Genomic DNA, 13,910 nt, shown 5'->3' on the forward strand with positions numbered 1-13,910 from the left:
ACGAGTGGACCCGGCAATGTTGGTGACGTATTCTTCTATGTACATCACCAACATCACGTGGGAGGCACGGTATGTCCGTGACCCAGATCGACATCGATGACGACGCCCTGGAGCGCGCCATGGCTCTGGCTCACGTCAGGACCAAGAAAGAGGCGGTCAATCTCGCTCTGAACTTCTACGCCGAGCAGCAGGAGCGTGCGGCGCGCATAAGCCGTCACTTCGAGCGTGCGCGTGAGTGGGGTGCCGTCGAGGATGCCGAGCGTCTGCACAGGGCGGAGAAGCACAACCGGTGATTTACCTGCTCGACACGTCCGGCCTGGTCCGGCTGCTCCGCGATACAAAACTGCAAGCGGCCTGGTACGACGCGATCGATGCCGGCGCCATCGCGTCCTGTTTCGTGCAACGCGCCGAGTTCCTGTACAGCGCCCGACACGGCCGCGAGTGCGACGAGATCGCGGAAATGTTCTCTGACCTCTATCCCGACGTCGCGGTGCCGAAGAACGCGGGGCGTTGGATCAGCGCGGTGCAACACCGTATGGCCCAGGCAGGGGAGCATCGCAGTGCCTCGGCAGTGGACCTCGTCATCGCAGCCACTGCCGCCCACCACGGTCTGACTGTCCTCCATGACGACGCCGACTACGGCACCATTGCCCGGCATGCGTCCGACCTGATCGAGTGCAACGTCCACGACATCGCCTGAGGTGCCTGCGCCGCCCGACGGTTTATAGACGGGGGAGTTGCAGCCGGACTCGACGCGATCGTACGGAAGGCACGCCAGGAAGCTGCGGCCGTGCCAGACGAAGACACCGGCGATCCAGACGATCAACCATCTGGCACGAATCTGGCACGCGGCGAGTGTCTACGAGGACAGCAGAAAGGCCCGGGTCGGTGACCTGGGCCCTCTTCATGGAGCGGGTGACGAGAATCGAACTCGCACTCTCAGCTTGGGAAGCTGATGTTCTACCACTAAACTACACCCGCGTAAGACGCCGGATTCGTGTCGTTCGTGCCGGTGTCGGAAACGCGGATTCACCATACCCCATGCCAGGCCCCCGGCGCTGAAGCCGTGGGGCCCGGGGGCGTTTCGGGGGGTGGACGGGGCTGCGAGGCGCGGGAGTTGAAGCGTACGGTGGAGGAGCTGGAGAGGGGTCGGGCGGGATCGGAGTGCCGCCTGGAAGGCCGTCCCTTTCATCCCGTAATGTGGCTTCCTCTTCAGTCAGACGCGGCTCTTGGGGAAGGGACTCTGAGGACTTGATGGAAAGCAGCACCGTCGTCCGTTGTGCCGAGGGGCACGTATTCAGCACCGCATCGCTTCCGATGCAGCAGGCCGATCGGCTCGGTCCTGGCCGGCTGATCCGTTGTCCCCGTTGCACCCGGCTCCGCAACGTCGTACCGGTGGAGTTCGAGAAGCGCTAGGCCGACAGCAGTCAGTGGTGCCGACTGCGGCCAGTAGTGCCGGCAGCAGTCGGAAGTGTGGGAAGCAGTCAGTAGTGCAGGAGTCCGCGGGCCCGCCACGATCACCGGATTGTGGTGGGCCCGCGGGCTCTGCGTATCCTCGGGGCGTGCTTCTCTCTGACAAGGACATCCGGGCCGAGATCGACGCCGGGCGTGTGCGGATCGATCCCTACGACGAATCCATGGTGCAGCCCTCAAGCATCGATGTGCGGCTCGACCGCTACTTCCGGGTGTTCGAGAACCACCGCTACCCCCACATCGATCCGTCCGTCGAGCAGGCGGATCTGACGCGGCTCGTCGAGCCCGAGGGGGACGAGCCGTTCATCCTGCATCCCGGGGAGTTCGTACTCGCGAGTACGTACGAGGTCATCAGCCTGCCCGACGACCTCGCGTCCCGGCTCGAGGGCAAGAGCTCGCTCGGGCGGCTCGGGCTCGTGACCCACTCCACCGCCGGGTTCATCGACCCCGGGTTCTCCGGGCACGTGACCCTTGAGCTGTCCAATCTCGCGACCCTTCCCATCAAGCTCTGGCCGGGGATGAAGATCGGGCAGCTGTGCATGTTCCAGCTCAGCTCGGCGGCCGAGTTCCCGTACGGCAGTGACCGGTACGAGTCCCGCTACCAGGGGCAGCGCGGCCCGACCGCCTCCCGCTCCTTCCTCAACTTCCATCGGACCCAGGTGTGAGCGGGAGCGGGACGAACATGAGTGACGTACGGGAGAATCTGACGTACGAGGGGTTCGGGGCGGCCGTTCGCGAGCTTGCCCAGACCATCGCCGACGACGGGTACGAGCCCGACATCGTGCTCAGCATCGCCCGCGGCGGTGTCTTCGTGGCCGGCGGGCTCGCCTACGCCCTCGACTGCAAGAACATCCACCTCGTGAACGTCGAGTTCTACACGGGCGTCGGCACCACCCTCGACATGCCGGTGATGCTCGCGCCCGTCCCCAACACCATCGACTTCTCGGACAAGAAGGTGCTGATCACGGACGACGTGGCCGACACCGGCAAGACGCTGAAACTCGTGTACGACTTCTGCGTCGACGCCGTCGCCGAGGTCCGCTCCGCCGTCATCTACGAGAAGTCGCAGTCCCTGGTGAAGTGCGAGTACGTGTGGAAGCGCACCGACGAGTGGATCAACTTTCCGTGGAGCGTCGAGCCGCCCGTCGTGAAGCGGGCGGGGCAGGTGCTCGACGCCTGACGTGACGTCGGCGGGCGAGCGCCTGCCCCGACCGCTTCACGACGGGTCGTCAGGGTGTCGTTCGTTCCACCGGGATCCACAGTTCCGCGTCCGCCTGCGTGGCGTCCGGGGAGAGGTGGGTGCGGAGGATCTCCGGGCCCGGCCTGCTCCGGTACGGGTTGGACGGGAACCACTGGGTGAACACGTCCCGCCACATGTGCTGGAGTGCCAGCGGGAACGGGCCCGAGCTTTCGAAGACCGCCCACGTGCCCGGCGGGACCGTGAGGGAGTCCAGGTCCTCCGGGACGGGCGGCCCGGTGCCGGTCACCACCGCGTGGTAGTAGTCCAGTTCCGTTCCCTCCGCCCTGCTCGGGTCCAGGTTGTCGCTCACCCCCACGATCCCCCGCGGCTCCTGGCCGGAGAGTTCGGACTGGGCGGCGATCTGCCGCACCGTCTCCGGGGCCAGGCCCCGGATGAACGTGACGATCTCCGGGTTCATCCCCTCGTGGACGAGCGGGACCCTGATCCTCTTCCCGACCACCTGGAACTCCTCTTTCCGTACGATCCTGTAGCGCATACTGCTGCTCCCCTCGATGACCAGGCGGAAGGACAGCCGGGGCTGGGAGGTCAGGGTGGCGCCGGTGCTCCGGGCCTCGCCGGGCCCCACGCCGTGCACCGCGCGGAACGCCCGCGCGAACGCCTCGCCCGAGCCGTAGCCGTACCGCACCGCGATCTCCAGCAGCGTCCGCTCACCGGCCAGCACCTCGGCGCCCGCCACGGTGAGCCGTCTGCGCCGGACGTACTCGGACAGCGGGAGCCCCGCCAGCGCGGAGAACAGCCGGCGGAAGTGGTACTCCGACGTCACCGCGATCCGCGCCAGTTCGGTCACCTCGATCGGCTGGTCGAGGCGCGACTCGATGTGTTCCAGGGCCTCGTTCAGTCGCTCCAGCAACTCGGCCTCCTTCCTTTGCGTCCTCCACGGTAGGAACGTCGTACCTTGCCGGACCCGACAGTCCGTGCCCGGTTCGGTCGGGTGGGCACGGGCGGGCGGGACCATCGACGCGTCGACCCATCGACCCGTAGTCCCGGCAACCCGTCGTTCCCTCGGCCCGTCAAGCCATTAAAGAAACGCTTGCGTTTCGCTTTCGGGTTCCGTAGTTTGTGTGTACGAAACCGTTTCGTATCGCTTGACCCCGGGGAGGGAGGGGCGCCGTGACAGTGCTGCTGGCCGTGGGCCTCTCCCTGGTCTCCGCCGTCTGTTACGCCACCGCCGCCGTGGTCCAGGAACGGACCGCCGCCGGCGCCGCGAGTCTGCGCTCCGCGCTCGGCCGCGGTTCCTGGTGGGGATCCGTCGCCCTCAACGCAGGCGGGGCGCTGCTGCACGTGGTGGCGCTGCGGTACGGGCCGCTGACCCTCGTGCAGCCCCTCGGCGCGCTGAGTCTGGTGGTGGCGGTGCCGCTCGGTTCGCTGGTCACCCGCGGCCGGACCTCCGGCAGGCAGTGGCGCGGGACCGCCTTCACCCTCGTGGGGCTCGCCGCGCTGCTCGTCGCCACCGCGTCGGGCGGTGCGCCGGTCGGCACGCTGGGGACCGGTGAGGTGCTTCTTGTCGCGCTCGCCGGCGCCGGTGCCGTCGGCGCGCTCGTCCGTCTCGGCGGCTCGGGCCGTCTCTCCGCCACCCCGGCCGGCGGCCTCGCCTTCGCGGCGGCCTCGGGTGTCGCCGCCGGGGTGGGTTCCACGCTGGCGCAGAAGCTCGCCGTCGGGTCCGCGTCGAGCTGGGGTCTCGCGGCGCCGGCCGTCCTGACCGTGGGGTTCGCCACCGCGGGGGTGCTGCTCTCGCAGCGGGCGTACCGCAGTGGCCTCGGTGGGCCGCTCGCCGTGCTCACCCTGGTCAATCCCGTCGCCGCGTCCGCCATCGGCATCACCCTGCTCGGCGAGGGCGTGCGGTACGGAGGTTTCGGCGGGCTCGGGGGCCTCCTGGCCCTCCTCGGCGCCGCCGCAGCCGCCCGCGGTGTACTCCTGCTCAGCCTGCCGGGGGCACCGTCCCGGGCCGAAAGGGATGTCCCTCTCACCGGCATGAGCCGGGCCGCTCTCTGAAAGGCAGTGAACGTAGAAAATGACCATGACCAGTCTTGAGATTCCCGTACGGGCCGCCGTGCGCGCCGCCGGACTCGTGGACGTGCCCGCCGTGGTGCGGTTGATCACGCGGAGTTCCGCCGGGCACTCGGAGCAGGCTCAACGCGCCATGCGGCTGGTGCTGGCCCATCACGCCCTGGAGAAGGGGCAGGTGTGGGTCGCCGAGCGGGACGACGACGGGACGCTGTTGGCGGCCGCCATCTGGCTGCCGCCCGGGACCGGCACCGATCCTCCCGGCCCGCACCTCAAGAGCGTCCTCTCCCGGGAACTCCCCACCGGCCGTTCCGCCGCCGACCCCGCCTTCTGCCTGCCGCGGCACCCGTTCCTGTCGACGGTGCTGAAGGCGGCCGGGCCCGATCGGTCGACGCCGTACTGGACGCTGGTCGCCGTCTGCGCCCCGGACGAGACGGAGGCCTGGGACCGTACGGTGGTCGACGGGCTGCTGGCTCCGGGGCTGCGGGCCGTCGACGACCAGGACGCCACCGCCGTCGCGATCACGTTGTCCGCCCGGCACGGGGACCAGCTGCGGCATCTCGGGTTCCGCGGGCCGCGGCAGGTGCGCGTCGCGCCGGGCGCGAGCGTGTGGCTCACCACCCGCCACGCGCTGGTGGAAGCCGCCGCCTGAGCGCCTCCGTCGGCACGGCCGCAGCCGTCGCCGCGGCTACTGGCAGACCACCGGGATCCGCTGGACCTCGTTGTTGGCGAAGCCGCCTCGGTTCCATGGCTGGGTGAGGGGCTGGGCCGTGCCCTCGGCGTCCGTGGCACGGACCGTCAGGACGTGCCGGCCGGGCGCCGCAGTCCAGGGCGTGTGCCAGTGGCGCCAGGACCACGGGCCGGCCTCCGGCGCGGCGAGTTCGGCGGTCTGCCAGGACGCGCCGTCGTCCGCGCTGATCTCGACCTTCGTGACCGGCGCGCGGCCCGACCAGGCCCGCCCCTCCAACCGCACGGGACCGGGCCGTACGACCCGGGTGCGGGACATGAAGTCGGGGAAGCCGGGCGGGATCATCAGCGCGCGCGGGGCGATACGGGTGACCGGGTCGCCGGGCTCGTCGGCGGACTGGCGGAAGCGGTACGCCACCGCCTGCTGGAAGCCGGTGAAGGGGGTGTCGGTCAGCTCGATGTCGGTCAGCCACTTCACATGGGCCATGCCGTACCAGCCGGGGACGATCAGACGTACCGGGTAGCCGTGCTGCGGGGGCAGGGGGGCGCCGTTCATCTCGTACGCCACCAGCACCTCGGGGTCGGGATCGGTGGCGGTCGCGTCCGCGAGGGTGAGGCTGCGGGCGTAGTCCTGCTCGACGCCGCGTTCCACTCCGTGGTCGGCCCCCGTGAAGACCGCCTCGACGGCGTCCGGCTCCACGCCCGCCTCGGCGAGCAGCGTCCGCAGGGGTACGCCCGTCCAGTCCGCCGTGCCGACCGCCTCGACCAGCCAGGGCTGGCTCACCGGGCGAGGGGCGAGCCGGGCCCGGCCGTTGCCGGCGCACTCCATCGTCACGCGGCGGGTGACCGGCGGGAGGGCGCGCAGGGCGGCCAGGTCCAGGGTCAGGGGCGTACGGACGCGGCCGTGGACGGTGAGGTTCCAGGTGTCGGCGCCGACGGCCGGGATGTCGTAGTGCACGAGGATGTAGTGCAGTCCGGGCGGTGTCACGTCGTAGCGCAGGGCCTCCAGGGGGAGGCCGTGGTTGCGGGCCGCGAGGGCGAGTTCCTCGTGGCTTACGCCCTCGTCGGGGGCGGCCACGCGGCCGGGTGCGCTGACCTCTGGAACAGCGCTGCTGCGTTCGTCTGTCGCGTCTGTCACGTCCGTGGCGGCTTCCGTGGCGTCCATGGCTCCCATGGTGCCCCCTCGGACGGGCCGGGAGGCCGGACCGCGAGCGGCCGGCCTCCTGTACGCGGGACATCCGCGGGACGTGCGCGGGGCTTCTAGAACGTGCCCAGCTTGATGATCGACAGCAGTGCGATCAGCTGGATCGCCGACGCTCCCAGGGCCTTGGGCCACGGCAGGTCGTGCGACTTGCCGACCATCAGCGTGAACAGCGCGCCGGCCGCCACCCAGGTCGCCCAGCCCAGGATGCGTACGAAGGGCGCGTCGCCGCTCGCGAACATCGCGACGATCAGGCGCGGCGCGTCCGTGAGCGACATGATCAGCATGGAGAGGCCGACCGTGGGCTGCCAGGCGCCGTCGCCGCCGAGCTGGCGGGCCAGGGTGTGGGTGACCACGCCCAGGATGAACGCGCTGACCACGATCGCGACCGCCGTCACCAGGACGATGGGGACCGCGTTCGAGAGGGTGGCGTTTATGGCGTCCGCGCGGGCGCCGTCGAAGCCGAAGACGGCCAGCAGGCCGTAGAGGAACGTCACGATGAGGGCGGGGCCCCACATCGTGTAGTCGCGCATGTGCAGGAAGGTCTGGTTCGGGCGCGTGATGACGCCGCTCAGCAGTGCCTTCCAGTGCAGGGGCGGGCCGACGGGCGGCGCGGGAGTGCTGCCCGCACGGTAGGTGTCGCCCTGGTTGTACGGGTCCTCGCCGACGGAGAACGCCGTCGTGTGGCCCGGCTGGTTGGCCGCGTACGGGTCGTGACCCTGCGGTTGGTCACCCCGGGGCTGCCGGCCCTGGGGGTGACGGCCCTGCGGGGGGTGGCCCGGGTCGCCGAAGTACTCCGGCTCACCGTGCCCGTTCCCCTGCGGGTGTCCGTTGCCCTGCGGCCACTGCTGCGGGCCGTTGCCGCCGCCACCGCCGTACGGGGGCTGCTGAGGGTTGGCCCCGGGCGCGGGGGGATAGCCGTACGACGGGCCGCCCCGGGGGGCCTGCTGTCCGTACGGCTGCTGCCGCTGTTGTTGCGGAGGCGCCTGCTGCGTGCGGTTGTCCCGGCCGCGTCCGATCCTGAATCCAGCCACGTAATCGAACGTACCTGGTCCCGCAGAGTCACGTGCCGGGCCCGGGGCATCGGACCCGGCTTTGCTGCCGAGCTGTGACATCCCCTAGGGGCTCTGCCAGACGTTTCGTCAGAGGCTGCTCAGGGTTTTGCCGTAGGTGAGCGCGCTCGTCGGGGCGGGCAGGCCCAGCCGGGCGGGGGTCAGGGCGTAGGAGCCGTCGGCGCTCGTGTGCGGGAACACCCACAGGCCACCGGAGTTGACGTTCTCGCCGGGGGAGCCGACGGTCAGGTCCTTCCTGCCGTCGTGATCGTAGTCGCCGGTCGCGACGGCCGCGCCGAGGGCGTCGCCCGCCTCCGCCGCGCCCGGCACGCGCGGGGTGCCCTGGTTGTACGCGACCGCGTGGGCGGCGCCGGACTCGTCGGCCAGGCCGTCCTTTGTGCCGAACAGCACGGTGGCCGCGCCCGCGTCCGCCCGGGTGCCGATCGCCTCGCCGGGGGCGCCCGCGACGAGGTCGTCCCGGCCGTCGCCGTTCAGGTCGGCGACGGCGAGGGCCGCGCCGAAGCGGTCGCCGGACTCGGCGATGCCCGGTACGCCGACCGTGTCCTGGTTCAGGGTCTGCTTGCGGAAGCCGAAGGAGCCGCTGGACGCGGCGCCGTAGTGGATGTGGAGGCCGCCGCCCTTCGCGTACTCCTCGGGGCCGCACGGGTCGTCGATGTTCTCGTCGGCGATCTCGCGGCACTCGCCGAGGACCAGGTCGTCGTGGCCGTCGCCGTCGAAGTCGCCGGAGGCGAGGGCGGAGACGCCGGAGTTGTCGGTGTTCCACACGTTGGCCAGGGCCTGCTCGGCCGTCTCCCAGGCCCAGATGCGTACGTGGGACTGGGTGAACGGGTCGTTCGTCCAGTAGCCCACCGCCAGGTCCGCGGCGCCGTCGCCGGTGAAGTCGCCGGTGGTCAGGATCGGGGCCCGGCCGCCCATGGGGGCGCTGACGACGGTGGCGGCGAGGCCGTCGGCGGTGCGCAGGACCACCTTGTCCTTGCCGCCGACCACGATGTCCCTGCTGCCGTCGCCGGTCAGGTCGGCCGCGGCGACGGACTGTCCGTACGCGGCGGAGGCGGCGGGGCCGGTGGTGACGTTGGCGCCGGGGCCCGGACCGCCCTTCGCGCCGCCCACGACGACGACCACGCCGGCGTCCGTGCCGCGCCCGGTGATGTCCTCGCCGGGGGCGCCGGCGAGCAGTTCCGCGATGCCGTCGCCGTTGAGGTCCTCCAGCGCCACGGCGGCGCCGAAGCGGTCGCCCGTCTCCGGGGTGCCGGGTACCTCGGCGGTGGCCTGGGTGATGCGGATGCTGCCGTGGGCGCCGATGCCGTTCTTGCCGCCCCACAGGATGTTGACGTACCCGGCTCCGGCCTTGCCGGCGACGGCGCCCTGCGGCACGCCTACGGCCAGGTCCGGGTAGCCGTCGCCGTTGAAGTCGCTGGTGGAGGGGGAGGGTTGGGGCGCGGCTGCCGCTGCCGCGGGGGCGAGGGTGAGGGCCGAGGTGGTCGCTGCGGCGACGGTGGCGGCGAGGGCGGCGTACGTCCGTATGCGCACGGGGGCTCCAGGGGGCTGGGGTGGCTTCAAACGGTTGGCCGGGTGGCCGAGATCGGGTGGTCCCGTCTGGTTCACCTGTGTGACACCTGGAGTCGGGGTGGGGTTGTGCGGGGGTGCCGGCGATCTGCGGGTGGGTGCGGCCGGTCGCGCAGTTCCCCGCCCCTGAAAGCAAGGACTGCGCTGCTCCCCGCGCCCGTTACGGGGTGCCCGGTTCGCACCAGACGTGTTTGCCCGCCGTGCCGTCGGCCTGGAACCAGCCCCGGTCGTCGGCGTACGCAGGAGGAAGCGTTACCGAAGGACCGTTCCGAATTCCGAACCCGCTCCCCCCAGCCCGAAGTCCGCCCCGCTGAACGACGTGGCGGAAGACGTGGTGAGCCCGCCGGAGGCGCCCCGCAGCACCCATACCGCGCCGGCGTCCGCGACGGATCCGATGTCCTCGCCGGACGCGCCGGCGGCCAGGTCGGCCCGGCCGTCGCCGTTGATGTCCTTCAGGGCGACGGAGGACCCGAACCGGTCCGACGTCTCCGCGGCCCCCGGCACCCCCGCCGTGGCCTGGTGCCAGGACGCCCCGCCGTCGTCCAGCTCTCCGGCCGCTCCCTTCAGCACCACCACGTTCCCGGTCCCGGCGACCGTGCCGACGGTCTCGCCGGGCACGCCTACCGCGACCTCCGGGTACCCGTCGCCCGTCACGTCCCCGACGGCGACCGACGCGCCGAAACGGTCGCCCTCCTCGGGGGTGCCCGGAACGCCCGCGCTGCCCTGGTCGTACGTACGCTGCGGGTAGTCGTCCTCGTCCAGGCCGCGCACGTTGCCGGGCCAGACGTAGACCTCTCCCGCGTTGATCGAGTCGGGCGCCCCGAGGACCAGGTCCTCGTAACCGTTCTTGGTGATGTCGGCGACGGCGACCGCGGCCTCGTCCACGGAGCCCGCCACCGAGCTCTGGAGCAGCGGCTTGTAGGAGCGGCCGATGTCGCCGGGGCCGCCCTTGACGTAACCGGCGTAGCCCTTGCCCGTGGCGCCCTTGCCGAACACCACGTAGTCGCTTCCCGACGTGCCGGAGAAGTGGCCGCCCCGCACGCCGTCCAGGGTGACCCCGGCGGGCAGGAAGTCGACCTCGGGGGCGAACGCCGTGCCGGAGGGCACCCCGTCCGCGTACCACCAGAAGCGGTTCGCGGAGACGACCACGAGGTTGCCGGTGCCGTCGCCGTCGAGGTCCCGGAACGAGGCGCCCTCGCCGAAGCGCACGTCCTCGGCGGACGGCGCGTTGAGCACCATGGCGCCGGTCCCGAAGCCGCTTGAGCCGCCCCACACGATGGTCACCGAGCCGTCGGCCCTGTCGGTGACCTTCTCGCCGGGCGCGCCGACGAGAAGGTCCGCGAAGCCGTCGCCGTTCACGTCCCCGCTGGTCACGTTCTCGCCGAACTCGTCCTCGGCCTCCGTCACCCCGGGCACGCCCGCGGTGTTCTGGGTGACGGTCACGGAGCGGGACGGGGAGACGCCGGAGGCGGATCCGAAGGTGACGGTGACGGCGTTGGCCTTCGGTGTGCCGACGGCCAGGTCGCGGTAGCCGTCGCCGTTGAAGTCGTCCGACAGTGTGGAGGCCGCCGCTGCGGGGCCTGCCAGGGGCAGCGTCAGCCCCGGCACCGCGAGTGCGGCCACGGAGGCCGCGAGGGCCAGCTTCTTTGCGCGCACGGAGCACTCCCGAGTACGTGGAGGATCAAGAATCCTGTTCGTGGTTCGTGTGTGTGACCCGTGGGGCGCACGAACGGTTGTGTGCCGGTGCCTGTCAGGTGGATCCCGGTACCCGTCCCGCTCGCCTCACTTCAGGCGCAGCGGTACGCCCACGTCGTCCGGGGTGAAGAGCTGGACCCTCGCCGGGTCGAAGCCGTCGTCCGTGCCCCGCAGGACCAGGAACGCGCCCTTGCGCTGCTCGTAGAGCGGGCCGAAGACCACGGCGTCGGCGTGGTCGTCGCCGTCCACGTCGAGCAGCGGCGGCTGGTGGCCGAAGGCGTTCCAGTAGTGCGGGTTCGGGGTGCCGGGCAGGCCGTCCGTCCCGGCGTCGACGGTCTGCTCGCCGGCCGCCGACGGGACGCCCCCGGGTCCGCCGGGCAGCAGCGTGACCTTGCCGTCGTGGCGCCGGAAGTCCGGGGTGTTGACCACGATGTCCGGCTTCCCGTCGCCGTCGACGTCGCCGGCCGCCGGTGAACTCCCGTAGTCGATACGCCGTTTCGCGCCGCCCTCGCCCTCGATCACGGACGTCTCGCGTCCGCCGCCCAGGCCCGACCTGTCGCCGTACAGGATGGTGAGCGCGCCGCCCTCGGCCGGCATGTCCGCCGGGGCCACCTTCAGCTGGGTGGGCAGCAGCAGGTCGTCGATCCCGTCGCCGTCCGCGTCGCCTGTGGCCGGGGTGCGGGGGCCGTCGAAGGTCTCCACGGCCTCGCCGATGGCCGGCTCGCGGGCGGGGTCACGGACGAGTCCGGCCCGGCCGTCCCCGCTCTGCCCCTCGTAGTAGCCGACCGTGTGCAGACCCTCGGGCGCGCTCTCGTCCTCCTCCGCGTCGAAGGTGTACGTGAACACCACCTCCGCCTTCCCGTCGGCGTCGAAGTCACCGGTGGTGGCCGAGGTGGGTGCCGCGTACCCCTGCTGGTCCAGGTCGAGCACGGCCCGGCGCTTCGGGGTGCCCTCGCGGTCGAAGGGGCCGTGGAGGAGCAGCCCGTGGGGGCCCGGCCCGGCCTCGTAAGCGTACCCCTGGCCGCCGTGGCCGCCGTCGAGCAGGTCGACCGAGCCGTCGCCGTCGAAGTCGGTGGCGGCGATCGGCCGGAACCCCTCGGGCAGGGCGGCGAGTTCGGTGGCGGGGCCCAGGCCGCGGGCGCCGCCGAAGAAGGCGAGGGTCGTCAGGCGGGAGTCGCCCCTGCCGCGGCCGACGACCAGGTCGGTGTAGCCGTCGCCGTCGAGGTCGGTGCGCAGGGGGGAGGTGAAGTACGCGAACTTCGTGCCGGGTGACGTCCGCTTCGCGGTGGCCGGGGCGAGGCCGTCGCGGGAGCCGTAGACCACGACCAGGTTCTCCTCGGACCGGGACCTGTCCTTGGACTGGGAGGTGACGACGGTCGCGAAGTCGTCGTAGCCGTCACCGTTGAAGTCGCCGGGGCGGGGGTTCCCGGAGGGTTTTCCGGCGCCGGGCTTCGTGTGGGCGGGGGTGGCGGGGCCGTCGGGCGGGCCGCCGCCGCATCCCGCGACCAGGCAGCAGCAGCCGCCGACGAGCAGTGCGACGGCTGTCCGCAGAGGTCCGGCGCGGCGCATCAGCCCTCCGCGCCGAGGAATCCCGAGGTGGAGAAGGTGAGTGCGGGCTTCCGTGCGATCAGGTCCTTCTTCGCGCCCGGGTACACGGCGATCGTGTCCTCGGTGTCCCCGCGGTAGGTGCGCACCACCAGGTCCGCCCGCTTGTCGCCGTCGAAGTCGGCGACCGTCAGGACCCGGGTGGTTCCCCGGGCGGGCGGCTGCACGGTCACCATGCCGGACGTGGAGAGCCCGCCCGCGCGGCTCTTGAGGATCCTCAACTGCGAACCGCTGGAGACCAGTTCGCTCACCCCGTCGCCGTCGAAGTCCCCGGAGTCCAGGACCGTGCCGGCGACGGCGAGTTCACCGCGCAGGGTGCCCGGGACCTCGTACCGCAGGGCCGTGCCGCGCAGCGTGCCGATCGCCGCGTCGAGCCCCTTGCCCTTGCCGAACTGGCCGAAGGCGACGTCGACACCCTTCGGGAGGGCGACCGCGGTACCGGTGGGGCCCGTCGGCCCGCCCAGGACGAGGGAGGAGTCGGAGGTGCCGGACCCCTCGGCCGTACGCACGAGCAGGTCGTCGTAGCCGTCGCCGTCGACGTCCACGGCGGGGGGCGCCGGGGCGTTGCCGGGCGAGGCGAGCGGCGCGCCGGCCGCCTTGGGGGCTCCCTTGCGGGTGAAGGGGCCGCGCAGATGGCTGAGGCGTCCGTCGGAGGCGTGCACGACGAGGTCGGCCGCCCCGTCGCCGTTGAAGTCGCCGCACACCGGCTGGTCGGGCCAGTCGTTGCCGAAACGTGCCTGCGCGGGGATCGCCAGTTTCACCGCCTTGCCGGACAGGCCCCGGGCCGAACCGAAGACGATCTGCAGCGGCACCGGCGGCTGCCCCTGTCCGTCGTACGGCGGGTCGGTCGACACGACGAGGTCGGTGAAGCCGTCCTTGTCCAGGTCGCAGCTCGCCTCGGCGTCGAAGACGGCGGGCGACTGCCCCTTGGTGGTGGCCGCGTGCTGCGCGGGGCTGAGCAACTGCCGTGCGCCGGGGGCGAGTCCGCGGGCCGAGCCGTACACGATCCCGATGCCGGCGTCGTCCCCGTGCGTGTCACGTTTCACGAGATCGTTCAGTACGAGGTCACGGTGGCCGTCGCCGTTGAAGTCGCTGTCGACCTTGCTGCCCCTGCCCAGCGGTACGGGGATCCGGGCGGGGGCCTTAGCGACCGTGACGGGGTCGCGGTCGGCGGCGCCCGACTTGGTCCCGCCGTCCGGCCCGCCGCACCCGGCGAGCAGCAGGGCGCAGCCCGCCGCGGCACCCGCCGCACGTATTCCGTTCTTCCCCATGGCCACGTCAACCCCGACCGCATCGTGAGACAACAACCTGCACATGATGCGGTCGGGACGTGTCATAAGTCATC

13 protein-coding genes and 1 tRNA gene are annotated in these 13,910 nt (G+C 71.7%); 6 read left to right on the forward strand and 8 right to left on the reverse strand.

The window, feature by feature from the left end:
- Nucleotides 1-71 precede the first annotated feature (71 nt).
- Both ACH4DZ_RS14845 and ACH4DZ_RS14850 read left to right on the forward strand, forming a co-directional pair.
- Nucleotides 72-293: a type II toxin-antitoxin system VapB family antitoxin gene (locus ACH4DZ_RS14845; protein ID WP_398287461.1), complete on the forward strand. Its 222-nt coding sequence runs from the start codon at nucleotides 72-74 to the stop codon at nucleotides 291-293.
- Nucleotides 290-700, forward strand: a complete 411-nt coding sequence (locus ACH4DZ_RS14850) for a PIN domain-containing protein (protein ID WP_398287462.1) — start codon at nucleotides 290-292, stop codon at nucleotides 698-700. Before ACH4DZ_RS14845 ends, ACH4DZ_RS14850 begins: the two co-directional genes overlap by 4 nt.
- 207 nt (nucleotides 701-907) lie before the next feature.
- Here the strand turns inward: ACH4DZ_RS14850 and ACH4DZ_RS14855 are convergent.
- Nucleotides 908-981: transfer RNA gene (locus tag ACH4DZ_RS14855), tRNA-Gly, on the reverse strand.
- A gap of 581 nt (nucleotides 982-1,562) precedes the next feature.
- Here ACH4DZ_RS14855 and dcd point away from each other — a divergent pair.
- Complete coding sequence (gene dcd, locus ACH4DZ_RS14860; RefSeq protein WP_398287463.1) at nucleotides 1,563-2,138, forward strand: dCTP deaminase; 576 nt, start codon at nucleotides 1,563-1,565, stop codon at nucleotides 2,136-2,138.
- A gap of 17 nt (nucleotides 2,139-2,155) precedes the next feature.
- Nucleotides 2,156-2,653 (forward strand): phosphoribosyltransferase, encoded by a 498-nt coding sequence (locus ACH4DZ_RS14865; RefSeq protein ID WP_398287464.1) that lies wholly within the window; start codon nucleotides 2,156-2,158, stop codon nucleotides 2,651-2,653.
- A gap of 49 nt (nucleotides 2,654-2,702) precedes the next feature.
- On the opposite strand, the gene ACH4DZ_RS14870 is transcribed toward ACH4DZ_RS14865, so the two are convergent.
- Nucleotides 2,703-3,584 carry a GyrI-like domain-containing protein gene (locus tag ACH4DZ_RS14870; protein ID WP_398287465.1) on the reverse strand — a complete coding sequence of 294 codons (882 nt, stop codon included), beginning with the start codon at nucleotides 3,582-3,584 and terminating at the stop codon, nucleotides 2,703-2,705.
- 260 nt (nucleotides 3,585-3,844) lie between these two features.
- On the opposite strand from ACH4DZ_RS14870, the gene ACH4DZ_RS14875 reads away from it, so the two are divergent.
- Both ACH4DZ_RS14875 and ACH4DZ_RS14880 read left to right on the forward strand, forming a co-directional pair.
- Nucleotides 3,845-4,726 (forward strand): hypothetical protein, encoded by an 882-nt coding sequence (locus tag ACH4DZ_RS14875; protein ID WP_398287466.1) that lies wholly within the window; start codon nucleotides 3,845-3,847, stop codon nucleotides 4,724-4,726.
- 25 nt (nucleotides 4,727-4,751) lie between these two features.
- On the forward strand, nucleotides 4,752-5,390 hold the full coding sequence (locus ACH4DZ_RS14880) for a hypothetical protein (RefSeq protein WP_398287467.1): 639 nt from the start codon (nucleotides 4,752-4,754) through the stop codon (nucleotides 5,388-5,390).
- Between the two features lie 36 nt (nucleotides 5,391-5,426).
- Here the strand turns inward: ACH4DZ_RS14880 and ACH4DZ_RS14885 are convergent, their stop codons facing one another.
- From ACH4DZ_RS14885 to ACH4DZ_RS14910, 6 genes are all read right to left on the reverse strand, one after another.
- Nucleotides 5,427-6,590, reverse strand: coding sequence for a sulfite oxidase (locus ACH4DZ_RS14885; RefSeq protein WP_398287468.1), 1,164 nt, complete (start codon nucleotides 6,588-6,590; stop codon nucleotides 5,427-5,429).
- 95 nt (nucleotides 6,591-6,685) lie between these two features.
- Nucleotides 6,686-7,741, reverse strand: coding sequence for a Yip1 family protein (locus tag ACH4DZ_RS14890; RefSeq protein WP_398287469.1), 1,056 nt, complete (start codon nucleotides 7,739-7,741; stop codon nucleotides 6,686-6,688).
- 27 nt (nucleotides 7,742-7,768) lie between these two features.
- A complete protein-coding gene (locus ACH4DZ_RS14895; protein WP_398287470.1) occupies nucleotides 7,769-9,229 on the reverse strand; it encodes an FG-GAP-like repeat-containing protein in 1,461 nt (486 codons plus the stop codon).
- Nucleotides 9,230-9,517: 288 nt separating this feature from the next.
- The gene (locus ACH4DZ_RS14900; protein ID WP_398287471.1) at nucleotides 9,518-10,921 is read right to left on the reverse strand and encodes an FG-GAP repeat protein; all 1,404 of its coding nucleotides are present in this window, start codon (nucleotides 10,919-10,921) and stop codon (nucleotides 9,518-9,520) included.
- A gap of 126 nt (nucleotides 10,922-11,047) precedes the next feature.
- Complete coding sequence (locus ACH4DZ_RS14905; protein WP_398287472.1) at nucleotides 11,048-12,529, reverse strand: FG-GAP and VCBS repeat-containing protein; 1,482 nt, start codon at nucleotides 12,527-12,529, stop codon at nucleotides 11,048-11,050.
- Nucleotides 12,529-13,836 carry an FG-GAP repeat domain-containing protein gene (locus ACH4DZ_RS14910; protein ID WP_398287473.1) on the reverse strand — a complete coding sequence of 436 codons (1,308 nt, stop codon included), beginning with the start codon at nucleotides 13,834-13,836 and terminating at the stop codon, nucleotides 12,529-12,531. Before ACH4DZ_RS14910 ends, ACH4DZ_RS14905 begins: the two co-directional genes overlap by 1 nt.
- Nucleotides 13,837-13,910: the final 74 nt, after the last annotated feature.

It is taken from the genome of Streptomyces sp. NPDC017991 (assembly GCF_044328075.1).
In the GTDB taxonomy this organism is placed as follows: domain Bacteria; phylum Actinomycetota; class Actinomycetes; order Streptomycetales; family Streptomycetaceae; genus Streptomyces.

Coding starts and splice junctions, on each gene's coding strand:
- ACH4DZ_RS14910 (WP_398287473.1), bottom strand. CDS start 13,836: ATGGGGAAGAACGGAATACGTGCGGCGGGTGCCGCGGCGGGCTGCGCC.
- ACH4DZ_RS14865 (WP_398287464.1), top strand. CDS start 2,156: ATGAGTGACGTACGGGAGAATCTGACGTACGAGGGGTTCGGGGCGGCC.
- ACH4DZ_RS14885 (WP_398287468.1), bottom strand. CDS start 6,590: ATGGACGCCACGGAAGCCGCCACGGACGTGACAGACGCGACAGACGAA.
- ACH4DZ_RS14890 (WP_398287469.1), bottom strand. CDS start 7,741: ATGTCACAGCTCGGCAGCAAAGCCGGGTCCGATGCCCCGGGCCCGGCA.
- ACH4DZ_RS14845 (WP_398287461.1), top strand. CDS start 72: ATGTCCGTGACCCAGATCGACATCGATGACGACGCCCTGGAGCGCGCC.
- ACH4DZ_RS14905 (WP_398287472.1), bottom strand. CDS start 12,529: ATGCGCCGCGCCGGACCTCTGCGGACAGCCGTCGCACTGCTCGTCGGC.
- ACH4DZ_RS14880 (WP_398287467.1), top strand. CDS start 4,752: ATGACCAGTCTTGAGATTCCCGTACGGGCCGCCGTGCGCGCCGCCGGA.